The sequence below is a fragment of the Terriglobales bacterium genome, from assembly GCA_035567895.1.
GTDB lineage: Bacteria > Acidobacteriota > Terriglobia > Terriglobales > Acidobacteriaceae > Gp1-AA112.
In genome coordinates this window covers 40,508-64,876 of the sequence record DATMPC010000110.1, presented here as the reverse complement: position 1 = coordinate 64,876, position 24,369 = coordinate 40,508, and the positions used below count along the sequence as shown (strand labels likewise).

At 56.8% G+C, this 24,369-nt stretch carries 16 protein-coding genes; 10 read left to right on the top strand and 6 right to left on the bottom strand.

Annotation, left to right across the window (positions count from 1 at the left end; translation table 11 throughout):
• Positions 1-60: 60 nt before the first annotated feature.
• From typA to VNX88_23850, 7 genes are all read left to right on the top strand, one after another.
• Positions 61-1,890 carry a translational GTPase TypA gene (gene typA / locus VNX88_23880; GenBank protein HWY71728.1) on the top strand — a complete coding sequence of 610 codons (1,830 nt, stop codon included), beginning with the start codon at positions 61-63 and terminating at the stop codon, positions 1,888-1,890.
• Positions 1,891-2,168: 278 nt separating this feature from the next.
• Positions 2,169-5,237: a tetratricopeptide repeat protein gene (locus tag VNX88_23875; protein HWY71727.1), complete on the top strand. Its 3,069-nt coding sequence runs from the start codon at positions 2,169-2,171 to the stop codon at positions 5,235-5,237.
• A gap of 94 nt (positions 5,238-5,331) precedes the next feature.
• Complete coding sequence (locus tag VNX88_23870; protein HWY71726.1) at positions 5,332-5,640, top strand: hypothetical protein; 309 nt, start codon at positions 5,332-5,334, stop codon at positions 5,638-5,640.
• A 67-nt stretch (positions 5,641-5,707) separates the two neighbouring features.
• The gene (locus tag VNX88_23865; GenBank protein HWY71725.1) at positions 5,708-6,673 is read left to right on the top strand and encodes a TIGR00730 family Rossman fold protein; all 966 of its coding nucleotides are present in this window, start codon (positions 5,708-5,710) and stop codon (positions 6,671-6,673) included.
• A 599-nt stretch (positions 6,674-7,272) separates the two neighbouring features.
• Positions 7,273-7,830, top strand: a complete 558-nt coding sequence (locus VNX88_23860) for a hypothetical protein (protein HWY71724.1) — start codon at positions 7,273-7,275, stop codon at positions 7,828-7,830.
• Positions 7,805-8,143, top strand: a complete 339-nt coding sequence (locus VNX88_23855; protein ID HWY71723.1) for a YciI family protein — start codon at positions 7,805-7,807, stop codon at positions 8,141-8,143. The genes VNX88_23860 and VNX88_23855 overlap by 26 nt, the downstream gene beginning before the upstream one ends.
• 625 nt (positions 8,144-8,768) lie before the next feature.
• A complete protein-coding gene (locus tag VNX88_23850) occupies positions 8,769-10,628 on the top strand; it encodes a galactose oxidase-like domain-containing protein (protein ID HWY71722.1) in 1,860 nt (619 codons plus the stop codon).
• Positions 10,629-10,899: 271 nt separating this feature from the next.
• On the opposite strand, the gene VNX88_23845 is transcribed toward VNX88_23850, so the two are convergent.
• From VNX88_23845 to VNX88_23825, 5 genes are all read right to left on the bottom strand, one after another.
• Entirely contained in the window at positions 10,900-11,907 is a 1,008-nt protein-coding gene (locus VNX88_23845) for a YncE family protein (protein ID HWY71721.1), read from the bottom strand.
• An 84-nt stretch (positions 11,908-11,991) separates the two neighbouring features.
• The gene (locus VNX88_23840) at positions 11,992-13,125 is read right to left on the bottom strand and encodes an efflux RND transporter periplasmic adaptor subunit (GenBank protein HWY71720.1); all 1,134 of its coding nucleotides are present in this window, start codon (positions 13,123-13,125) and stop codon (positions 11,992-11,994) included.
• The gene (locus tag VNX88_23835) at positions 13,122-16,286 is read right to left on the bottom strand and encodes an efflux RND transporter permease subunit (protein HWY71719.1); all 3,165 of its coding nucleotides are present in this window, start codon (positions 16,284-16,286) and stop codon (positions 13,122-13,124) included. Before VNX88_23835 ends, VNX88_23840 begins: the two co-directional genes overlap by 4 nt.
• Entirely contained in the window at positions 16,287-17,708 is a 1,422-nt protein-coding gene (locus tag VNX88_23830) for a TolC family protein (protein HWY71718.1), read from the bottom strand.
• Between the two features lie 41 nt (positions 17,709-17,749).
• On the bottom strand, positions 17,750-18,700 hold the full coding sequence (locus tag VNX88_23825; protein ID HWY71717.1) for a chromate resistance protein ChrB domain-containing protein: 951 nt from the start codon (positions 18,698-18,700) through the stop codon (positions 17,750-17,752).
• An 811-nt stretch (positions 18,701-19,511) separates the two neighbouring features.
• Here VNX88_23825 and VNX88_23820 point away from each other — a divergent pair.
• From VNX88_23820 to VNX88_23810, 3 genes are all read left to right on the top strand, one after another.
• Positions 19,512-20,111, top strand: a complete 600-nt coding sequence (locus tag VNX88_23820) for an isoprenylcysteine carboxylmethyltransferase family protein (protein HWY71716.1) — start codon at positions 19,512-19,514, stop codon at positions 20,109-20,111.
• A 342-nt stretch (positions 20,112-20,453) separates the two neighbouring features.
• The gene (locus VNX88_23815; GenBank protein HWY71715.1) at positions 20,454-21,284 is read left to right on the top strand and encodes a class I SAM-dependent methyltransferase; all 831 of its coding nucleotides are present in this window, start codon (positions 20,454-20,456) and stop codon (positions 21,282-21,284) included.
• 73 nt (positions 21,285-21,357) lie between these two features.
• A complete protein-coding gene (locus VNX88_23810; GenBank protein ID HWY71714.1) occupies positions 21,358-22,698 on the top strand; it encodes an MFS transporter in 1,341 nt (446 codons plus the stop codon).
• 138 nt (positions 22,699-22,836) lie between these two features.
• Here VNX88_23810 and VNX88_23805 read toward each other — a convergent pair whose 3' ends face one another.
• A complete protein-coding gene (locus VNX88_23805) occupies positions 22,837-23,655 on the bottom strand; it encodes a hypothetical protein (GenBank protein HWY71713.1) in 819 nt (272 codons plus the stop codon).
• Between the last annotated feature and the right edge of the window lie 714 nt (positions 23,656-24,369).

The window sequence follows — 24,369 nt, the reverse complement described above, 5'->3', positions numbered from 1 at the left end:
TGGAGAAAAGAGCCATTCAAGCACAGTTGGTCCGGTAAGATTGAATGTGAAAGGTATTAATTGAATTCTTCTATTCGCAACATCGCCATAATTGCCCACGTTGATCACGGCAAGACCACCCTCGTCGACGCTATGCTGCGTCAGAGCGGGGCATTTCGCTCGAATGAGATCGTCGCCGAACGTGTGATGGACTCGAACGAACTCGAACGCGAACGCGGCATCACCATCCTTGCCAAGAATACGGCCGTCTTCTATCACGATGTGAAGATCAACATTGTCGATACTCCTGGTCACAGCGACTTCGGAGGCGAAGTCGAGCGGGCGCTCAAGATGGTCGATGGAGTGATGCTGCTGGTGGATGCCAGTGAAGGACCACTGCCGCAAACGCGTTATGTTTTGAGCAAAGCCCTCGAAGCGGGACTCCCGCCGGTGCTGGTAATCAACAAGATCGATCGGCCAGACGCTCGCGCGCAAGAAGTGCTGAATGAAGTCTACGACCTCTTCATCGATCTCGACGCAAAAGAGGATCAGCTCGGATTTCCGGTTCTATACACCAACGCGAAGGCAGGCACCGCGTCGACTTCTACGGAGTCGTCTGGCAGCGATCTCAAGCCGCTCTTCGATGCCATTTTGGAACATATTCCTCGACCGAAGGGCGAAGCTGATGGAGCTCTCCAGATCCAGGTGGCGAACCTTGATTACAGTGACTATCTAGGCCGGCTCGCGATTGCGCGCGTCTTTCATGGAACCCTAAAGAATGGCGAAGAAGTTGCAATTGCGAAGCGCGATGGATCGTTCCAGACAGTAAAGATCACAAAACTGTTCTCGTTCAGCGGACTCAAGCGCGTCGACATCGATCAGACACAGCTCGGCGATATCGTCGCAATTGCCGGCGTCACCGGAATCACGATCGGCGAGACTATTACTGGTATCGAGTCGCCTGCACCGATGCCGCCGATTGTTATCGACGAACCCACGATCGCGATGCAGTTCACGGTCAATACGTCGCCGTTTGCGGGACGTGACGGTCAATATGTAACCTCGCGCAACCTTCGCGATCGTCTGGAGAAGGAGCTCTTGACTAACGTGAGCCTCAAGGTTGAGGAGACGGTCAATACAGACAGTTTCAAGGTGATGGGCCGCGGGGAGTTGCAGCTCTCGATCCTGATCGAGACTATGCGACGCGAAGGGTATGAGCTCATGGTCGGCAAGCCCGAGATCGTGACTCGCAAGGTTGATGGCAAGCTAATGGAACCGGTGGAGCACCTGACCATCGATATCCCAGAAAACTTTATCGGCGTGGTAATCGAAAAGCTTGGCCCGCGCAAAGGCGAGATGACGAAAATGCATAATCATGGCTACGGCCGCGTACGTCTGGAATTCCGCGTCCCAAGCCGCGGACTAATTGGATTACGCAGCGAATTGCTCACCGACACTCGCGGGACCATGGTGATGAACTCGCTGTTCGACGGCTACATGGAGTACCAGGGTGAGATTCCACAACGCTTAACCGGCGCGCTGGTTGCGGATCGTGCAGGGGTCGCTACGGCTTACGCGCTTTACAACCTGCAGGAACGAGGCGAGCTGCTCGTGGGACCGGGAACCGACGTTTACGAAGGAATGATTATTGGCGAGAACGCTCGCGATGTTGATCTCGACGTGAACGTCGTCCGCGAGAAGAAGCTGACTAACATGCGAGCTTCCACCGCCGATGAAGCCATTCGCCTCGTGCCACATAAGGCTCTCAACTTGGAGCAGGCGATTGAATTCATCTCCGACGATGAATTTGTCGAAGTAACTCCCAAAATGCTTCGTCTGCGCAAGAAGATTCTCCAGGCCAACCGGCGGCCAAAGCGCGGCGCGCAGTTGGTGGGAGCCGAAAGGGACTGAAGTCCTGAAAGCCCGAATCTCTTGACTGATTAGAAACCGGCAGTAACCACGTAGTCCGAAGCCTATCGTAATCAGGTGTTTACCCGTTACAACTAAGACCCGGCCTGCTTCAGGCCTCACAATGGATGTGTTAACGTTAGCCCACCGGCGCAGCCCTGCGTTTAGAAGTGTGCGTCCGTGTGGGTTGCGGGTGCAATTGACCCCTGGTGACGCGGCGCCGTCAAGTATCGACCGCACAGGCGGGTGGCCAGTCTTTATCGTTTTCGGACTCTCCAAATATGGCGCTTGGCTTCGGTTTCAACAAAGCAAAGATCCTCAGCGCGGCTGAGAAGTTTGTGCAGCAGGGCAAGCTGCAGAACGCCATTGCCGAATACGAGAAAGTTCTAAAACAGGATCCCAAAGACCTCACCGTACTCAACACTATCGGCGATCTATACGCACGACTGGGGCGCGGAGATCTGGCAGCGGACTACTTCAGAAAAGTTGGCGAAGCCTATTCATCCGATGGCTTCGTCGTGAAGGCCATCGCCATTTACAAAAAGTTAACGAAACTGAATCCAGGTGCGTTGGATTCGGTTGTACGTCTGGCTGAGTTGTACACCCAGCAAGGTCTCTACAACGACGCGCGTGCGCATTACTCGGCAGTAGCAGAGCAATATCTCAGGAACAATGAGCGCGAACAGGCGACCGGCGTTCTGAAGAAGATGCTCGACCTTGACCCCGAGAATGCAGCGATGCAGGCCAAGGTTGCCGATCTGTACCTGAAGCTCGGTAAGAACCAAGAAGCGCTCGAGATCTATTTCAATTCCGCCCAGTCACTGTATCAGCGTGGCTCCGCGGATGCCGCCGACGAAGCGCTCTCCAAGGTCCTCAAACTCGATCCAAAGTACAGTCCGGCACTGTTACTGCGCGGACAAATCGCCGGCGAGTCTGGCAACAGTGCTGTGGCGGTTGAGAATCTATCGAAACTGACTGATGCCGAGTCTCGTCCCGAAGTGGTGCGGCAGCTACTCCAGGCCTACCTGCAAACCGGCAACTTCGAGAAGGCAGACCCGCTGATCGCCAAGGTTGTAGCCGAGCAAAACGATCCTTCTATTATTACGACATACGCGACGGCACTGCTGGATGCCGGGAAGGTCGAGCACGCGGTCGGTGTTTACGAGCGCTACGCGGACAAGTTCTTACCTTCCAACAGCCAGGCGCTTCTCGATGCTTTATCGGCGTCTGTTTCGAAGACTAAAGAGAGCGCGTCGGCTCTGCAGTCGACATTAGCGCTGTTGCAGAAGGTAGGAGCTCCCGCGGCTTCGCTGTGTGAAGTACAGGAATTGCTGGCGCATGCCTACGTGCAGGCTGGACAGCTGCAACAGGCCGCCGATCTCTATCAGCTGCTAGCTCAGACCGAACCCCAAAATCCACTTCACGAACAGAATTACCGGCAGATCATGGGGCGCATGGGCAAGGATTCGGTCACGCGAGAGCTATCTGCCGAAGAGGGTGAGCAGGCGTTGATGGTGGAAGCGTTGATGGGCGACGAGCTCGATGCGCCTCCGGCTTTTGTCCAGGAATACTCGAGGGATTTGGCAGAGGACATCGATTCAGCTCTCACTGATTCCGAATTGTTTGCCTCCTACAATGTCCCTGAAAAAGCGATCGCCCCGCTGGAAGAAGTTTTACCCAAGGCTCCCAAAGACATTCGTTTGCGCCAGCGACTCGCATCAATGTACGCGCGCGTCGGACGTTTCGCCGACGCAGCTAATTCGTGCATCGCGTTAGTGGAGATTTACACTGCCGCCGGTTTCGAGGAACAAGCGACACAGTTCCGAGAAATGGCGGCGAAATACAACGCGCAGGGTGCGGGAGTGGCCGCAACCGCGCCGGTGGTTGATGTTGACGCAGTGCCGTCCGGATCTCGTCGCCACGAACCGCTTGCGCCGAGCGATCCGCCGACATTCCAAGCATCTTCTATTAAGGAGGAGACTGCACTTAAAGACGCCGCGGCGGATGCTCCTCCCCAGGAGCCATCGATTGCGGAGTTCGATCTCTTAGCGGTTTCCCATGAGTCGCTGCCAGAGGCGCCCGCAGCTACGGCCTCCCCACAAGTTGCCGAGGGCGACGGGACTAGCGAATGGGAAGACATGCTGACCGTGGAATCTCCTGCGGCTGCCGAAGCGCAGGCGAAACACGTAACAGGAACGCACGGCGCCAAGGTGCAGGGCATCACTGCCGAAGGTACTCCCGACGAGATTCTGGAAGAGGCCCGCTTTTACTTATCGCAGGGCATGGCATCTGAGGCACAAACCGCGATTGCGCGGCTGGAGACGATGGCGCCGAATCATCCTGCGCTCCGCGAATTGCGTGCATCCGCTGGGAAGATGCACGCCGTTGCGCCCGAACTCATTCCCGAGGTCGAACATAAACCGGCAGTGACCATCGATCTTGGTGGTACTTCCCAACGCCCCAAGCCTGACCCAGCCGCGCCTACAAAGGAACCGAAATCCGCGGATCCGGCTTTCAAGACTACAAAGAAGCCTCCTGTTCCGGAGCGGCCGGTAGAAGCGGCTGCGGGGGAGATCGAGGATGTGCTCGGCGACCTGTTGACCGACGAGGCAGGGAAGTCAGGATTGGAAGGTCTGATTCCCCCACCGGTGGCTGCCCCGGTCGCAGCGTCCACGCGTCCCAGAGCACCTGAGCGAGCAACAGCAAATCCGCTAGCCGGCATGGTGGCCGATCTGGAAGACGCGCTCGGAGACCTCACGCCTCCGCCGGTGCCCGCAGTAGCAAAATCGTCTCCCACTCAGAAGCCGGTGACAGCTCCGGCTGCGCAAGTCCGTCCGCAGGTTACCGTCCAAGCCAGTCCTGTTTCGGTGTTGGAGTCCAACGGGAGCGAGTCTCAGCAGGCGACGTCCATGCTTTCCGACCTCCTCGACGAATTCAAGGAGGGCATGGACGAGCCAGCGAGCGAGGAAGATGATCCCGAAACGCATTACAACCTCGGCGTCGCTTTCCGCGAGATGGGACTGCTTGATGAAGCGATCAGCGAGTTGCAGAAGGTCTGCCGGGCGGTCGATAACGGGTCTCCGTTTTCCCAGCCAATCCAGGCTTACACCTGGCTGGCGCAGTGCCTCGTGGACAAAGGCGCTCCCCAGGCCGCAATCCGGTGGTATGAACGGGCGCTGAATATAAGTGGTATCAGCGAGGACAGCCGACTCGCTGTTTACTACGATATGGCGAATGCCTTTGAGTCTGCCGGGAACAAAAAGGCTGCTCTCGACCACTTCATGGAAGTCTATGGCGCGAATATCGACTACCGCGATGTAGCCGATCGAATCCGTAGTCTCCGCGCTTAATGCTCTACAATCGACTCAGATGGATGTTCAATCCAAGAGGCTGAGGTTTCCAGCTCACGATGAGCCCGATCCTGCATCTGAGCGGGACAGGCCCATGGATTATGAGACTCACGTCTCCGCCACTGCGCTCCTTACGCCGCCCAAGTCCGGCGAGCCGCCTCCACCGGTGTGGATGCAACGTTTTTTTCTCGTTAGTACGGTAATCTTTTGTCTCTGGGTTGGGCTTGTGCTCTGCGTTCTCCCCTGGTTACCGGCGTGGACCGAAAATGGTCTGGTGAATGACTTTCCGGGCCTCCGTTGGTTCCTCGGAACTGGATTTATTCGCGGATTGGCCACCGGACTAGGCCTACTCGACCTGTGGATCGGCATCTCTGAAGCTGTGCACTACCGGGACCGGCGCTGATCCGGCCCTGCATCGCCGCTTCCGCTCCTGTAATCTTGAATCCAGATAAAGGCCACCTTTTTTACTCATGGCACAACACGAGAAACCCATACTCGCGAAAGCACCTCTCGCTTACGAAAACCAGCAATTCTTAAACAGCCCTGAAGGGCGTGGGTTGCGCATCCTGGCCGAATATCAGGAGCCACTTGCCCGCTTTCGGCGCGAGCGCATTCAGGACACGGTGGTCTTCTTCGGTTCGGCGCGATTCGCGAACCTCTCTTTGGCGCAAACCGAGCTGCAGCTCCTGCAAAAGCCGGGGTCAGCGATTCCCGCTCCGGAAAGCGAACAGCCAGCTACGCTCGATGGCGCGCTACATGGCCGCGAAAATTCTCTGAAGCTGAAACGTGCTCAGGCAGCAGTGGAGATGGCACGGTACTACGAGGAGGCTCGCCGTCTCGCATTTCTTCTCACGAAATGGTCGATGAAGTTGCACTCGAAGCGTCATCGCTTCGTCGTGACGTCGGGCGGCGGTCCGGGAATCATGGAAGCTGCCAATCTGGGAGCAAGCGAGGCCGGGGGGAAGACCATTGGTCTCAATATCCGACTGCCTTTCGAGCAGTTCCCAAACCGGTACATCACTCCGGAGCTCAACTTCGAGTTCCATTACTTCTTCATGCGCAAGTACTGGTTTGCGTATCTCGCCAAAGCCTTGGTGATATTCCCCGGCGGTTTCGGTACGCTCGACGAACTTTTCGAGATCCTGACTCTTGCGCAGACAGAAAAGCTCGCAAAGAAGATCATCGTGCTGATTTATGGCAGGGATTATTGGAATCGAGTCCTCAACCTAGACGCACTGGTTGAGACCGGAACCATCTCCCCCGAGGACAAGGAACTCTTCTGCTACGTCGACACGCCGGAAGAAGGATTCGAGCTATTGAAAGAGGGCCTGATTAAGTACCATCTCCAACCGCAACACATTCCAGCACCGGAGCCGGAGAAGGACGACGCGAAGGATCAGGGCGAAGCGCCTGAGATAGCTAAGACGCGGGGTTAAGGATCTATCTGGTTCATCGTGCCTGTTCATGAGCGCGAGTCACTCACGTAGTGATTGCAGAGCATTTCCCTGCTCAGGGAAAACAGCAGGGAATTTTTCCCGTGGGCAAAATCTCTGATTGCGAAAGCCGCATGAACACAGGTGATTCGTAACCGGCCAGGGAATTAGCAGGGAATAGCAGGGAAGTTGTTCGCTTGCTCCGCCCGGCTCTGCTGCCTGTCCTCCAGATTCCCAATAACGAGCAACTGATTCCGTTTGACCACCACCCACAACTCCCGTGGTACCACCAAAACTACGGAGAGACAAGGACCATCCGAAGATCTGGACTCCCCGATTCGCTCACTGGATTCGAGCCCAGCGGATCGAAAGACTTCGCAAGATCGTCCCTCAAGTAGCTGAACCAGCTCGCGTTAGCCGTTTAGACGCAATTAAGTCTCAGTTAACCCTGAATCTATTGAGCTGGTTCCGTATCCAACATAAGTTAGATCCAATGCAGCCTCGAAAGTGAGATATGTCGATTTTCGCTGCTCCCGAACGTTCTACCAGTGACGAACTGTGGATAGGGACAGAGGAGCTTGAAAGTGGGATGGGTGGGAGAAGTGCGTAGCTTAGATAGGAATAGAACGGGGGCCAAAGCCCCGGCCGGCTACACGACCGCGAGCGACTTTCGCCAGCTCTTTATAGAAGGCATGCGCGGACTGTACGCGCTTTCGCTTTTTCTGACGGCAGATTCCGAACAGGCGGAGCGGTGCTTCGTTGCCGGTCTCGACGACTGCATCAACGGAAATCCGGTATTCAGGGATTGGGCCTACGCGTGGAGCCGTCGGTCGATCATCATGAACGCGATTCGGGCTGTCTTTTCTCCGGGAGGCGCGAATCTACCGGCCTCGACAGCTCTCGCACCAAGTGACTGGAACTTGGTTGATGGCCCTCTTGCAGCCGTCATTCAACTTCAGCCACTCGAGCGCTTCGTGTTCGTCATGTCACTCCTCGAGGGCTACTCCGACCATGAGTGCTCAGTTCTCCTGAACAAGTCGCGGAGGGAGATAGTATCCACGCGAACTCTGGCGCTGGAGCATCTCGCGGAACAGGGCTTTTCTATTGAAACCCCAACGAGGAGGAAGGAAGTCCGTGCAATATCTGCTGCTGATTTATGAAAACGAAAAACGCTTCAGCCAGGGCTACGAGAAGGCTGAGATCCAGGAGTATCGGGCGCTGAGTAAGGAGCTCGCAACGAACATCAAAGGCGGCAATGCTTTGCAGCCGACGAGCACGGCAAAGACGGTTCGCGTGCGAAATGGCACGGCTACGAATACGGATGGACCATTCGCCGAAACCAAGGAGCAGCTCGGGGGCTTTTACCTCGTGGAAGCGAACCATATCGACGAGGCCATGAAGGTAGCAGCCAAGATCCCGGCGGCGCGCTTCGGTTCGATTGAAGTCCGGCCGATTATGACATTCTCAGAGTAGCGACATTCGCTAAGTCCAGCTTCGTAGTTGCCTGAGCCTGCGCCAAACTTGGGGGCTGGAGCCGAGCGCAACGCGCAAAGCGACTGCAAAATTGCTCTTCTTCCGAGCGTCCGCTTCACTACGCGCAGTCGGGGTCCCCAGCAACTCGCTGTTGTTGCTGGGGTGAGGGCAGTCCGGGGTCCCCAGCAACTCTTGTCATCCTGAGCCTGTCGAAGGATCATGTGGTTGGTTCTGGCTGTTTGTTGCTGGGCTGAGGGTGGGTCTTCGATGGCTGCGACCAGGGTGAAAATATTTTCACGTGAAAAACCTTTCTTTCACTTTTTCCCAAAAACGCACCCGAAACTGAATCTGCAGCTCCTGTTTCGAATCCGCCGTTTGCCCAGAAAACCTGTGCATTCCGTCACTTACCTCTTCTCCGACCGGATTGCCCAAGAGACGGTCTGCCATCAATCGGCCTTGGACTCTATCGTGCAAACCAGGCCATGAGCGGATGATCTCGGCACCCTCTTCGTGTGTGCAGTCAGCTCTGAGGGCACGGCAACGGTCTCCGGACTTCGACATGTCTTCGTTCGTTTAAGGCCCTGTCAGCAGACCTCCTGATGTCCGCTTCTTGTTGGGGGAATTGATGCTGAACTACATCCGAGCACTTGCAATGCAGAAGCTGGGCAACGATTCGGTCCAGCGTATCTTCACCAACTGCGCAGCAGTGTCGCTTGTGCTGCTCTCGTTGCTCTTCGCGGGAGAACCGGCCCTTGCGCAAGCCAACGTCTTTGGACAATGGCAGACACTTCCCTCGACCATGCCGATCAATCCAGTTCACGTCGCACTCCTTCGTACCGGCAAGGTGCTGGTTGTTTCGGGCTCAGGCAATCTGCCCTCAAACACAAACTATCAAGCAGGTATATGGGATCCGGCGACCGGCACCGTGACAACTCAACCCGTGGCGTGGGACATGTTTTGCAACGGCATGGTCATCTTGTCCGACGGACGGCCATTCGTTGTCGGTGGCAATCTGGCCTACGACCCATTCCGTGGATATGCGAAGACTGCAGCCTACGATCCATCCACAGGACAATTTACTGACCTCGAGAGCATGGCCCACGGACGCTGGTACCCGACCGCCACGACGTTAGGCAATGGTACGGTCATGGCCTTTTCGGGTCTCAACGAATCCGGCCCAACCAATACCGCTGTGGAGATATACACCGTTGGATCAGGCTGGAGTCAGGAGTATCCGTCCGGCTGGACTCCTCCTTTATATCCGCGCCTGCACTTGCTGCCCAATGGAAACGTCTTCTATTCCGGACCAACCAACGGGTCGATGCTGTTCGACTCAACCAGTCACGATTGGTCCTTTGTGGCCACTACCAACTATTCCGCAGGACGCACTTACGGTTCTTCCGTGCTGCTGCCTCTCACGCCTGTAAACGGCTATCAGCCCCGCGTCATGATCTTCGGTGGCAGCAACCCTGCAACGGCTACCACCGAGATCATTGATCTTTCGGCGGCAACGCCCGCGTGGCAGTGGGGTCCTCCGATGTCGCAACCGCGTATCGAGATGAACGCCACGCTTCTGCCGACCGGCAAGGTGCTCACGGTCGGCGGTTCGACCAATGATGAGGACGCAGCCACCGCGAGCTTGAACGCCGATCTGTTCGACGCCGATGGAGGAAGCGTCTCGTCAGCCGGTCAGAATGTCTTTCCGCGGCTCTACCATTCCATCGCGATATTGCTGCCCGACGGCAGAGTTTTTGTTGCCGGTGGGAACCCAGTGCGCGGAACCTACGAAACCCACATGGAGATTTATTCACCCGCCTACCTGTTTGCTCCAGACGGCTCACTCGCGCCGCGTCCCACAATCACCAGCGTTCCTTCCTGGGCAATCGGATATGGAACTACATTTCAGGTGCAGACTCCAGATGCCGCGTCCATTACGTCGGCCGTGCTGATGCGGCCCGGAGCCGTTACTCACGCATTCGACATGGAGCAAAGAGTCGTCGGCATGTCGTTCACAGCGGGCGATGGTGTGTTGAGTGTCACCGCGCCGCCCAATGGCAATATCGCTCCTCCCGGCTACTACATGCTGTTTCTGTTGAATTCCGCCGGCGTCCCGTCGGTCGCGAGCTTCGTGCAGATATCGCCGTCGGCTCCGATCGGAGATTTTTCGCTGTCGGCATCCCCCGCGACGCAGACGGTCGTAGCTACTGGAAGCACAACCTACACGGTGAAAGTTACTCCCATTTCGGGATTCACCGGAACGGTGAGCATGAACGTGAGCGGATTACCGCAAGGCAGCGCGGCAAGTTTCACTCCGCAGCCGGTGTCAGGCAGCGGTTCGAGCACGCTCACTGTCAATACAGGCCTGTTAACGCCTCTGGGAAATTACTCTCTAACGGTCACAGGAGTAAGCGGAGCAACTTCGCACACCACAACCGTCAATTTGACCGTGATAGGCGCTCCCGCGCCGCCGATTATTGGGAACTGATAAAAAAGGGACGGCCTGAACACACGCACCCTTTAAACCCGCAAAGGGTGCGGCACCCGGCCGAAATGAAACCACGAAGGACACGAAGGAACACGAGGGGAACACCTGAATGCGCAATTCCTTTGTGAACCTTCGTGTCCTTTGTGGTTTCATTCAGGTTTTTCTCCGTGACTCCGTGTCTCCGTGGTGAAAACGACTTTCAGGACCAAAAGGGGACAGCTTCATTTCGGCTTCTTCTCCGCGTCTTAAAGAGACAACCTGGAATTCTGAACTACTTTACTGCTTCGTACACGACCATTCGCGCAACCGGCTTCCCATCCTCTTCCTGTTCTGGCGTATAGACACGATGTGTCTCAAGATCTACCGCCAGGCTGTGCACGGCATGTTGCACCTTGAAATCCTCGATCTTCCGATAATGATTCGGATCGTCTTGGTGAAAAACTGAAATGGCTCCGCTATAGCACGCGGCATAGACTCGGCCAAGGCCGGGATCGAATTTGATCACGTCCGGCCCATCGGCTAACGGCAGGAAGGCAATGGGTTCATGTTTATCGAGATCAAAAACCGTCATCAGATTATTCTCTTCGCAGGATAGAAACGCGCGGTGATGCTCAGGATCTAGCGTCATGCCATGGTTTCCCTTGCACCGGCCAACCGGATACCGCCCAATTACCTCATCTGTCGCCGGATCGATAACAGCGAAAATGTTCTGATCCTGCAAGTTCACGTATACCTTGCGCGCAACCGGATCGTACTGGGGCATGCCTGTTTCGCTGTCGAAATGCAGCGTCTTCACGATTTCATCTTTCGTCACATCCACAATTGCTTCAGCTTTGCCGCGCTCGTCAGAAACGTAGAGTTTGTGAAAGGGCGCTGCGTAAGCACTGCCATCGGGCTTCCTCTCCGTACGCAGCTTCTTAATGACCTTCATCTGGCGCAAATCAACAACCCCGATAGTGTTATCGCCGGCGTTCGAGGTGTAGAACTTTTTCGTTTCGGGAACATACTCGACGCCTTCTGCGCCGGGAGTGTCGGTCACAGTTGCAACAACTTTGTTTGTGCGCAGATCGATAACGTAAGTCTGCCCCGCTCCGAGGTGCGCCGAAATCAGATAATGATCGTCCGCGTCGATGGTCAAATAGTCGAATCGCTTGCCTGCCGGTCCCGGCAAACCAAATTCGGTCACTTTCTTCAATGTCGGTCCGGGTGTTTGGCCAGCAATTCCAAGTGCTCCGCCGAGAACCATGCAAGCGGTGAGAAGTGACCGATGTTTTCGCATTAAGCCTCCAGAGTTTATGGGGCGCAGCGATCTGACACTCCGCTAATTTAACTAGAGCTAGTGCCCGATCTCGTTCTGAAAAAATTAGTGTGGCAGCCTTGCCTGGACCGTCGTTCCCGGCTTTAGTTCGTCAGTACCACGACTGACGATTTGGTCCCCAGCATGCAAATCGCCGAAGACTTCGATAAGATCGCCACTCGTGACGCCAGTTTTAACGTCCACCCATTCGGTCTTTCCGTTGCTTACGCGCACCACAAATGTTCGCTGCAAATCTGTTGCTACCGCCGTGGACGGAACAAACAGAGTTGGGTAAGACCGCTGCACGGGCCACTGAACCATCGCAAAGCTGCCTGGCGTCAATCGTTCATCCGCGTTGCGAACTTCGAGTTCGACGGGCATGGTTCTTGTCTTCAAGTCCAGGTCGTTTGAGACTCTCGCGACGGGAGCATGAAACGTTTGCCCGGGAAACTCGGACACAGTGAACGACACTTCCTGTTGTTTGCGAACGCCGGCTGCATATGCCTCGGGCACGGGAACGACTAGCCGAAGCCTGCCAAGGTTTGCGACTTGCACGATTGGTTGATTTCCCGATCCGGAGGAGGGACCGACCAAGGCTCCTGGATGCAAATTTCGCTGCGTCACAATTCCATCGAATGGAGCTTCGATCTTCAGGTACGACTCTAGTTGGCCGATAGCTTTAAGACTGTCTTGCGCAGCGCGAACGTTGTTAGATGCTGCCTCTGCTTGCGCTTTGTCGCCAGCCGTGGTTTGCTCGGCAACGACTAAGTCGTTACCGGCTACTACACCTGGCGTCTTGGCTGCCTCCCTCAAACGCGAGTAGGTTGCCTCGTCGGAGGCGAGCTTGGCGTTTGCCGCGACCAGCTCGGACTGGGCTTTCTGCACTGCGGCTTCAGCCTGACTGCGCTGTGCCAAGAGCTCAGGCGCGGAAAGCAGTGCGATCAATTGCCCGGAGCGAACGTGTGAGCCTCGATCTACTGGGATGCGCTCAATGAATCCGGTCACCTTGGGATAGAGATCGACAACCTCGTACGCTGTAAGTTGAGCAGGCAGCGACACCTTTGTACCGAGTGTTTGCGACTGCACTGCGACCACATTCACAATTTGCGGTGACGAGGCTTGCGGCGATTTTGGATCCTTAGCTCCGCCGCAGCCGAACAAGGTCACGATAACCGCTAATGCAATGAAACGTACCTTCATCTCGCTAGCTCCGGGGCTGTCCCAAATCGGCTGTTTGGGTCTTCAGGATCGAGCGAGGGACTTTCGAGCGTGGTTTTGCGTTGCACCAACCCGAACACCGTCGGCAGCACGAGAAGTGTGGCCAGTGTAGCCGCGAACAATCCACCGATCACGGCCCGGCCGAGCGGAGCGCTTTCGGCGCTTCCGCGGCCGATTGCCAATGCCATCGGGATCATTCCCGTGATCATCGCCAGACTTGTCATCAACACCGGCCGCAATCGCTCGCCGGCTGCGTTTCGTGAAGCCTCGGTCGCGTTGGCACCGGATCTTCGATTTTGTTCCGCGAATGTGACCAGCAAGATGGCATTCGCCACGGCCACTCCGATCGCCATGATGGTTCCCATAAAACTCTCGAGATTCAGACTTGTTCCGGTTATGAACAGCATCAAGACGGAGCCCGCAAGGACAGCAGGCGCGGTGGAAAGGACAACCAGCGACAGCCTTACAGATTCAAAGTTCGCCGCCAGCAGCAACAGAATGACCACAATCGCGGTCGCGAGGCCAATAAACAGGTTTCCGAAGATTTGCTTCATGGCATCGAGCTGCCCTCGCACCTGAACGACGACGCCACGGGGTGGCGTGCCGGCCCGCGAAATGGCTTGTGGAATGCTTCGGCCAGCTCTTCCCAAGTCATTCTTGCCGAGGTTGGCTGACAAACGGATCATCCACAGTCCATTTTGCCGATCAAGTTCTCCCGGCACGTGGACCGGTCGAATCGAAGCGAGTTCGCGCACCAAAGGATGCGCGCCGGTGGAACTTGCCACGGGGATGTTCTGGATGTCCTCGAGAGAAGTCATCCGTGCTTGGGGAACCTGTACCTGCACCTGGTAGCTGATGCCCGATTTAGGATCGCGCCAATAATTCGGAGAGACGAATCGGCTGGATGCAGTTCCAGCTACTATCGCCTGGCCAACCTGGTCGGCGGAGGCGCCCAATTGTCCGGCCAGCACGCGATTCACCCGGACATCCACTGCGGGATATTGAAGTGGCTCCTCGTACTCAAGGTCCCGCAGGTCAGAAATCTTGGAGAGTTCTCCGCGAATCTTCTCTGCAAAGGAAGCAACGTCCGCGTATTGAGGTCCACTGGTCGCAACCTCGACCACTGATGGAGCGCCGAAGTTGAGAGTCTGGCTGATGAGGTCGCCAGGGTCGAACGAAAAGCGGGAGTCGGGAAACTGTTGCGCGAAGCTATGACGTAACCTCTCTTCAAGATCGTGAACCGAAATGCTGGAGTCCGGTTTCAAGGAAACGTTGATCACAGCCTGTTGTGGTCCGCTCGTCCACAAGAACACGGTATTAATTGGATAAGACGACGGTTGCACACCGACATAGCTGAGGGTGAGGTCGAGATTCTCCTCACCGGCTTGGCGGTGGATCTCGTCAAGCACGCGGCGCGTCAGCGCCTCCGTCATCGGCACCCGCGTTCCATCGGGAGCATCAAAGCGAAGCCGAAACTGATTTGCCGCTGATGCCGGAAAGATTTCTCGATCGAGGCGGGGAGCTACCAACGCCAAAACGAGCATCGATACGACTGCATATGCGGTCAGCAACCAGCCAGGCCGGCCCATGAGACGATCGAGCAAAGAGAGGAAGCGCCGGCGGAACAAGCCAAATCTGTCCTCTGAGGATTTGTGCCTTTCGACGTGTTCCGCTTTGATCACCCAATTCGACAGCACCGGCACCAGAGAACTCGAAAGCAGGTAGGACGCCGCCATGGAGAAACCCACTGCCAGCGAAAGCGGGACGAAGAGCGCTCGCGCGGGACCAACCATAAAGAACGAAGGAAGAAAAACCGCAAGCACGCAAAGCATGGCGAGCAGCCGGGGAATCGCGACTTCGCGGCTGGCCTCGAGTACTGCGCGCGCCTTCGGCTGGCCGTTCGCAAGATGCACGTGAATGTTTTCGAGCAGAACGGTTCCCTCATCCACGAGTACTCCGACTGCCAATGCAAGTCCGCCCAACGTCATGATGTTGATAGTCTGTCCAGCGGCCCACAGAGCTATCACGGCACTCAACAGTGCAAAGGGAATGGTGATCACCACGATCAGTGAACTGCGCCAATCGCGCAAAAACAGAAGCAGAGTCAGGCCAGTGAGAATCGCTCCCAGCCCTCCTTCGCGCACCACAGCGGAAAGAGCGTCGCGTACATACTGCGACTGGTCGAACTCGTAGCTGATCTTGATGTCTTCCGGTACCAGCGATTGGAAACGAGGAATGCTCTGGCGAACCTGGTTGACGACCGTGATAGTGGATGCATCCGGTCTCTTTGTGACCGGTATGTAAACCGTGCGCTTGTCATTCAAGAGCGCGTAGCCGGCGAGGATGTCCGAAGAATCTGAAACCGAGCCGATGTCACGAAGATAAACGCTCGCCCCGGAGACACTGTGCAAGGGAATGTCGAGGAGGTCGGAGATCTGCTGCACGGTCGAATCGGTAGTCACCAGCGCCTGATAGTTGCCGATATTGGCGTTTCCCGAAGGTTCAATACTGTTCCCGGACGACACGGCTTGCACGATGTCTTGGGGTGAGAGCCCGTATGCGTGCAGCTTATTCGGATCGACGCTGATGACGATCGTGCGCTGATTGCCACCAAATGGCGGTGGTGAGGAAACGCCCGGCAAAGTTGCGAAAATCGGCCGCACGCGATTGAGAGCCAAATCCTGAATCTCTCCCAGAGTGCGTGCGGAGCTCGAGAAGACTAGGTATCCGACCGGGAGCGTGCCCGCGTCGTAGCGAATCACAAAAGGAGAAACCGTGCCGGGCGGCATAAACGCACGAGCGCGGTTTACGTACGAGATCGTCTGCGCCAATGCTTCACTCATGTTTGTGCCAGGATGGAACGTGAGGCGAAGCAGCGATACGCCTTGAATGGATTGTGCCTCGACGTTCTCAATGCCGTTGATGTACAGGAAGTGATACTCGTAGTAATAGGAGATAAATCCTTCCATCTGCTGCGGGCTCATGCCGCCGTATGGCTGAGCTACATAGATGACGGGCAAGTTCAGATCGGGAAAGATGTCGATGCGCGTGCGCATCAGCGCCAACACGGAACAAAGGGCAACGGCAACAATTACCACGATGACGCTGATCGGGCGGCGCAGGGCGGTGCGGACAAGCCACATTTATTGGTGCCCTCCCGCGGCGCTCTGAACGGCATCGATAAACGGTTGAAGATTGCCTTCGGCGAAGGCCTGTGCCAATAGAGCGCGCCAGACACTGACCTTTGCGATGGCATCGTCGCTCTCGGCTTGCACCAGCAATCGCTGTGCCTCGGCGACTTCCACGACATTGCCCAAAGCGGCACGATACCGAGCTTCGGCTTGGGTCTCGGTCATTTGCGCGGACTGTAGCTCCACGGCAGTGTTATCGGCAATTTGCTTTGAGATCGTCAGCTCCGTTCGTGCCCGCTGAAGCTGTGCTGTTAATTGCTGGATAGTCTTGTCGTACTCTGCGCTGGCGCTCTGTTCGTCAGCCTCTTCGATTTGCTTTCGAGACCGAAGAGAGAAGAAGTCGAATACGGGAAAACTTGCCGTAAGTCCTATGGCAAAATTGGCGCGATCCGGCACAAGTCCATTGGAGCCTCCGACAATCGTGCCGTCGGGCCGTACCCCGCTGCCTCGTCCAGCCACTGCGGACTGAAGATAAAAACTCGGGAAGTAGGAACGCTGGAGAGCGTGTTCTCGCGCCCGAAATTGATCCACCGCGCTCATCGCAAGTTCCGCTAACGGGTGGTTGGTCAGGACCTCTCTGCTCTGCGTGGTGTTCGGAACAGGGGGCAATGCTATCGCAAGCGGACCCGGATCGACCTGAACCGATTGGCCGGCAATTCCCAAAGCTTGAGCCAGGGCGATGCGACTGTTTTCTTCGGCTCCTTGTGCGCGAAGTAACTGCGTGCGAGCCGCGGCGAGTTCGGCGTCGGCGCGCGAGGCTTCTACTCCGGCGCGAAGCTGGTTACCAACCAGCACGTGCACGACTTTGCCAAACGACTCGCGCCGATTCACATCCGCTTCCGCCGCGCGACGCGCCTGCTGCGCTACAACCGTTGCAAGAAAGGCATCGGCCGCGGCCGCCGCCACGTCGAGCTTCGTGAGCTGCAACTGGAAGTTAGCGCCCCCCTCCGCTGCTCGTGCTACGTCCACGTTGGCAGAGCGCAATCCGAAATCGAACGGTTGCCAGGAAAAAAGAGCGCCACCAGCACTGCCCCACGCTGTCGTGTTGCTGGTATTCGTCAGGACGGGACCAGAAAGGGGAGGAATCACTGACTGCGGCAGGAGCAGCCCCGCGATGTTGTTGTAAGTGGCACGATTCGTCTGCCAAAGCAGATCGGTGCGAGGAAGATACGCAGTTCGGGCCAAGCCCACCGCTGCCCGCGCGCCAACCACTTTAGCGAGAGCCGCTCGCGCTTCGGGGAAATGAACTGCTGCATAGTGCACCGCGTCCTCAAGTGTTAGCGGCGATGGCGGCGGAGCGCTCTGCTGATCCGCAGCCGCCAGCGACAGTGATCCCAGCACGAATACTAGAGCGAGATTTCGTAGCGACTTCAATCGTTCCTCCCGAAACGACACACTCAGAGAATCGACCTTTATTACTGCTTGATCGCCTGATACAGGCCCTCGATCATTTCCATTCCGCGGCGCAGCAGTTCTTCATCGGCTGTGCCTTCGTGTGCCCACCCGATCAGCACTCGATCCAGCCCAATACCCTCTGAGCGTCCGTATTTCTCGTCGTCCAAATCGGCGTCATGAATGATCTGTGCTATCACGGCTACCTTCGGATCACGAATTGCGAACTCTTTGCGCAGCGTCTCGAAAGTGCAATCGTCGCCGCGATGGCCGAAGCCACCTGCCTGAAACATATCGAACGGCACAGCGTCGGGGACTTCGGCTGCGTCATCACCGAATGCAAATCGTGGATGGGCATCGATGAATTTGCGTATTAGCCATGCGGACGATACCCGGTCGATGCCAGGGCGGTGCCGGGTGATCCAAGTTCGGTTGAGATATTCCTTTCGCGCCTTGGCGCGAGGCATCGAAGACCCCTGCGAAAGCCCGTCTGCGCTATTCAGCACACTCTCAACCCTGCTACGAAGCGGGCTGTTGAAGAAGTCAATGGCGACAATCTGCTGGAATCGCCTCCGCAGTCGCGCTAAGTCTCCCGGGCCGCGCTTAGCCGTTTTCCTCCGAAGTTCTTTTAGTAGCTCGTCGTAGTCCTGCGATCTGGCTTCTGTAAACTTCTGCCGTAACTGCGTTGGTGGTTGATCGTCGATCGCGTTTACCGTCACGACTGATGCCTGGCCGTTGTATTTTCGAATTGCGGCAGCTAGCCATTCAAAACGCTCATGATTTGCCGCCGTATTCGGCAAGAGGTATCCAGAGCTGGGAAGAGACAAGGCGCCGTACAGTTTCAGCTTTCTCCATACCTCGACGCGACGGCTGGCCTGCTTCGCAGGAAGACTGAAGACGAGTAATAGCCAAGGCACATCGATGTTGCCGGGCTGCTCTTCGGTTCGGCTGGCTCCCTTGGTCGCTACTACCATTCCATAGAATGATATATGTGTAACAGCACCGCTGCTACTGAGCCAGTCTTATTTATCCCAACGAAAGGAAGAATGCCAGACGGTACAAACTGATGTGTTTCAGGTTAGGTTCACGTCTATTGATGCACAGCAGCCGTTATGCTTTGGCAAGGAATTCGATTTTCGCTGTGGATTCCTTCTATGCTTTCCGGTCACCTGAAACCACGCTCAAGCGACGCGCGAATCTGTGGATAGTGAGCCACAGCGAAGTTGACTGCGGCTTCAATTGTCAACGGCGACGGTAAAGGAGCGCTCCGCTGATCCGCGGCGGCGAGCGAGAGTGATCCAAGCAAGAACATAGAGAGCGAGGTTTCGCGGCGGTTTTAATCGTTCCTCCAGAAACATGATGACAGACACGATGCTTTTCCGTCTGGCAAGGGACGGGTGGCCGACCCTTGCCGGGTGCCCCGCCTTTCATCTTGTTTTCGCTGACGTACCGAAAAACTGGGTGGCTGGGTGGCCCGCCCTTTCCCATTTCGGGTTTAGCTACGCGCCTCCACGGTATGCGGTGCCCCGTTCTCGCGCGGTGCTTGCGAGAGGGCGGGGTAGCGAGAAGGTCAGGTCAAGTGTTTGGCTGGGTGGCCCATCCTTTTCCCGTTTCGGTTGTCGCATCAGATTTCCGGACAATGGGTGCACCACCCAGTCCATAGCAGTTCGACGCAAAAGGAAAACAAAGGGCGGGCTACCCAGCCCGGAGTTCAGCCTCGCTTCCGCTATCATCCTGCTCAACTGAAGACAGGCCCTAAACTAAAATTATGCGAAAGGTTCTGCCATGACCATTTCCGAAACAGTCCTCATCCTGGCAGGCGGAACCGCCGTCCTGGCAATCCTCTTCGGCATACGCCTTGCCATGCGGACGGTGGCGGGTGGTGGCCCAGCGGCGCCGCGACCGGGGGGCGGATCGGGCACGCCCGACGTGGCCGGCGTCATCGCGCTGCCGCCTTTGATCTTTCTCGGCTTCCTGGCGGCGGCAGCGGTACTCGAGGCGGTCGTTCCGCTCCCGCCCCTGGCCGCGCATGCTTTTCCCAGCTATCTGGCCGGAGCCGCGCTCGCGGCGGGCGGCTTTGTCATGATCGCCATGGGCATGCGGCGCTTTGTGGCCGCCGGCACCAACATTCCGCCCACCCTGCCGACGACGGCGCTGGTCGTCGACGGCATCTATCGGCGGACGCGGAACCCGCTCTATCTGGGAACGACCCTGGTCTACCTGGGCTTAGGCGTCGCGGCGGGAAGCCTGTGGGCCATCGGGCTCGTCGTGCCGCTCATCTGGGTGATCAATGTCGGCGTGGTGGCGCGGGAGGAGCGCTATCTGGAGCGCAAGTTCGGAGATGCCTACCGCGCCTACAAGGCGCGGGTGCGGCGGTGGATCTGATGGGACGTTCCGGGGCAAATGATTCGAGACGAGCGGCGGGTGGCCCAGCCCTTCCCATTTCGGGTTTCTGCCGGGCGCCGCACCCTTCGGTTTTTGAAGGGTGCGCCCTTGCCAATGATCGACCTAACGTAACTCTTGCACGGCCACAATCAATCTACAGTTTGGCGCCGGGTGCGCCACCCTTTTTGTCTTTACTTCTTGCGTGGAACTTCTGAGAGGTGGGTGCGCCATCCTTCGCTGGCGAGGATCTCTCGCGTAGTTCTAAGAGCCCAGCGCGTACAATGCTCCACGTCTTCAACTTTGGAGGGAAGTCCCGGCCAAGCCGCCCGGGGCGAGGTTGGGATGGGCAAAGGAGTTAAATCCGAGGAGCGCCGTTCCGTCGGTCACTACGACGCCAACTACGGAAACTTTCAATCGGAGCTGTACGCGGAGATCCGTCGCGAAGCCTTTGGCGAGGATATTGGGCAGAATAGTTGGCTCACGTCAGACGAGCAGGACCGGTTTCTGGGTTCGCTTAACCTTTCTCCGGGTAAGAGTCTGCTCGATGTAGCTTGTGGGTCCGGGGCCCCGGCGCTGCGAATCGCGGCAAAGACCGGCTGTTCCATCGTGGGAATTGACGCTCATGAGCAGGCGGTTTCGACGGCAAGGTCGTTTGCAGCGCAGAGGGACTTAACGGGTCTCGCCGAGTTTCGGGTTGCGGATGCGGCCGGGCCGTTGCCTTTTCCCGACGCCCGCTTCGATGCAATTACGTGCATTGACTCGATCAATCATCTCCCAAATCGGCTCGGTGTAATTTCCGAGTGGGCCCGACTGCTCAAGCCAGGCGGACGCTTGCTGTTCACCGATCCCATTACCGTGACCGGACCGCTGACGAATGCAGAAATCGCGGTACGCGGTTCCATAGGTTTCTTCCTGTTCGTTCCGGCTGATTATGACAAACGCATTATCGCGGAGTGTGGTTTGCGGCTGGTGGTGTGTGAGAACTTAACTGCGAATATGGCTGAAATGGCTGAGCGGCGGGGCGCAGCTCGCGCCTCGAGGAGCGCTGTCTTGCGCGAGATCGAGGGCGACCAGACGTACGAGGGAGAGCAGCAGTTCTTTGAAGTGGCTGCTCGCATTGCCAGAGAAGGCCGGCTCTCCCGCTACATCTACGTTTCGGAGAAACCGAGCTAGAATCCTCACCTTCAAGAATGAGGGCCCTGGGGCTCCCCGCCCGCAGATGCCTTTTCGTCGAAATGGAATGTTTGTGAGAGCTGAAACAAGCGATGTGGGCCAGCGGGCCAGACGGCGAATCGCGCTCCGGCTGCTTCCGTTCCTCTTCCTGATGTACCTGGCTTGCTTTGTTGACCGAGTCAATGTGTCTTTCGCCAACCTGCGAATGAGCGCAGATCTAGGGTTCAGCGACCGCGTCTACGGTTTGGGCGTGGGAATTTTCTTTGTTGGGTATGTCCTCTTTGAGATTCCGGGAGCAATCATCGTCGAGCGTTGGAGTGCGCGAAAGTGGTTGGCGCGAATTATGGTCACGTGGGGACTGGTCACCATTCTCACGGGCTTCGTTCATACCGCACGGCAGTTCTATGCGGCTCGCTTCCTTGTGGGCGTGGCTGAAGCCAGCTTTTTCCCTGGCGTCATCGTCTACCTGACACACTGGTTCCGGATTTCGGATCGAGCCAAAGCCGTGGCTTCCTTCTATACCGGGGTGCCGACGGCGTCCGTGGTCGGTTCGCTTCTGGCCGGTTGGCTTCTCGGCATCCATTGGCTCGGGTTTGCCGGGTGGCGCTGGCTGTTCATCATGGAGGGCATTCCTCCAATCGTTTTGGGAATTATGGCTCTCTTCTATCTCACGGACCAGCCGCAGCAAGCCCGCTGGCTTTCCGAAGACGAGCGCACGTGGATCGTCGGCGAGTTGGAAGCGGAGACCAGAGCAAAGAAACGGATCCACAACTACACCATCTCGCAGGCCTTTCGCGACCGCCGGGTAATGCTACTGATTCTTCTATGGTTCCTCACGCTCTCAGGCGCTCAAGGCAGCATATTTTGGCTCCCGACTTTCATCAAACGTCTGTCCAGCCTGCCGAATTCGACGGTAGCGTTGTTGGTCGCTCTTCCGGGACTCGCTGCTATCGGCGGAATGCTACTGAACGGCTGGCATACAGACAGGACGGGCGAACGCCGCTGGCACACCGCCATCCCGCTGGCGTGTGCCAGCGCCGCTTATTTGTTGTTGCCTGCTACTGGCCACAATTTCCCGATGGCCATGGTGCTGTTCATTCTGGGCGGCGGATTCCTGTATTCGTGCTACCCGACCTTTTGGTCCATGCCCACTTTGATCCTGAGCGAGACGGCGGCGGCAGCGAGCTTCGGTCTGATCAATTCAGTGGGGCAGCTTGGAGGGCTCGTCGGCCCGTATGCGGTGGGTTACCTCAACGATCACACAGGAAGCATGATAGCCGCGTTCGTGTTTATCGGGATGTGCTATCTGTTAGCAGGGAGCGTGGTCCCACTCATTAATATCAGGATTCCTATTTCGGTTACGGCCCGAGACTCACCGCGAGAAGGGCTGCTTGCGCGTTCTAGTTCACAGTAGCTCGGATTCGTATCGGGGCACGGCTTGAGGCTGGGCGGCCCGCCCTTTCCCATTTCGGGTTTAGCTACGCGCCTCCCGGTATGCGGTGCCCCGTTCTCGCGCGGTGTTTGCGAGAGGGTGGGTAGCGAGAAGGTCAGGTCAAGTGTTTGCTTCGCCGAATGGATCATCGCTCGTGACTCCGTTGGGTAGCGATTGAATGTCGCTCTGGAATGCGGGCCACGCCTTTGCAGCGGAATCAGATGTCATTTTGGCGTAGAGCTGCGCGAGCGTTCCGGAATCTCCAAGCGAGACCATGGTTTGAGCAACCTTACTGAGATCGTAGCCTTTGGCGAGGAGCCACGATATGAAAGCCATTCCACATCCAGTACTGTCGGGATTCTGGTCAGTGGGATCGGTCTGGTTCACGAAATCGGGCATTCCGTCCTGTGCCCATTGTGGAGCAGTCGTGAAATCAGCAAGGGCGTTCTTGCCGATTACGGCTGCGCACCACCGGGAGAGAGCTTCCCCGGTGCTTACCCCGCAAAGGTTTCCGCCCATGGAACATTCGCTCAGTTCAGCTTCAAACAGGGCAGAAACGCGATCAGAACGGCCAAATGATGCACAGACTTCGATGGCATTTCCCGTGGTGTAATCGCAGCCCATATGATCCGCACCGCCGGTTCCATCGGTGCGGCCATCGAGCGCGAAGATGATCACACTTACAGCTCCGCCCTTGGTTCCAAACATATCGTCGTTTGCTTTGACCACTCGATCAGCATCCTGGACCAGGTCCTTTGCATTGAGAGCTGCTGCTTGTCCCAAACTAGGATCGACATAAACTGTGACTTGCCCACTTGGACTGGTACCGACGAATTCAGAGTTTCCGCGATAGCTGGGCCATCTGGGAGGCTTTGGGCCAGCACGGCGCATAGTCCGCGTCTGGAGAGTGATGGCAGTTGCTCGAATCCGGTGACTCATTTCCGGGTCCTTTCTTAAGCGATGATGATTCATGTTCTCGTGAATGACGTGGGCAAGCAAGATCACTGTACGCAACAGATGGTTGGGTCTGCGAGAGCACGGCGTAATCCGGCTGCGAGACGGCGATCCCATTCCCCGAACGCGTGGCGGCGGGTGGTACAAGTTGTCCCATTATAGAACAAAGCGCGGACGGTAGGGCACCCACCTGGTAGGTTCATTAAGGGGATAACATCACAGGCGGGGCACCCGGCCTCAAAAAGGAAGCGGTTGGCGATCAGCGGATTAGCGACTGGCTAAACCAAACGACAACGGCAAAGCAACGACCTGCCCCCATGCCCTGAACTTAATTTCCACAGCGAGCGACGGTAAGAACCTTGACTCCGTCCAGCGAGGCGGGGTACCAAGGAAGAGGAGATCGACAAGCGCTGCGCAGCTTCGTCGTCCGGAGCTTCGCAGCTTTGCTCCGCTTACAAGAAAGGGAGGTGCAGAACGATGACGGTCCTATGCTTCACGAGTCCGGGAATTCGCTGCGATTTCCCTGTTAATTCACTGCCCCTCTCCGGTACCCCCAGTGTTTATGCGGGTCTTATGCAGAAATTAATTTTCACTGAAAAATTCGCTGATATTTTCGCTGTTAATTCACTGTTCAGTGCCTGATCAGCGTATTAACAGCGAATTTGGAAATCAGCAATTAGCGATCCTGTTTCCGGACCG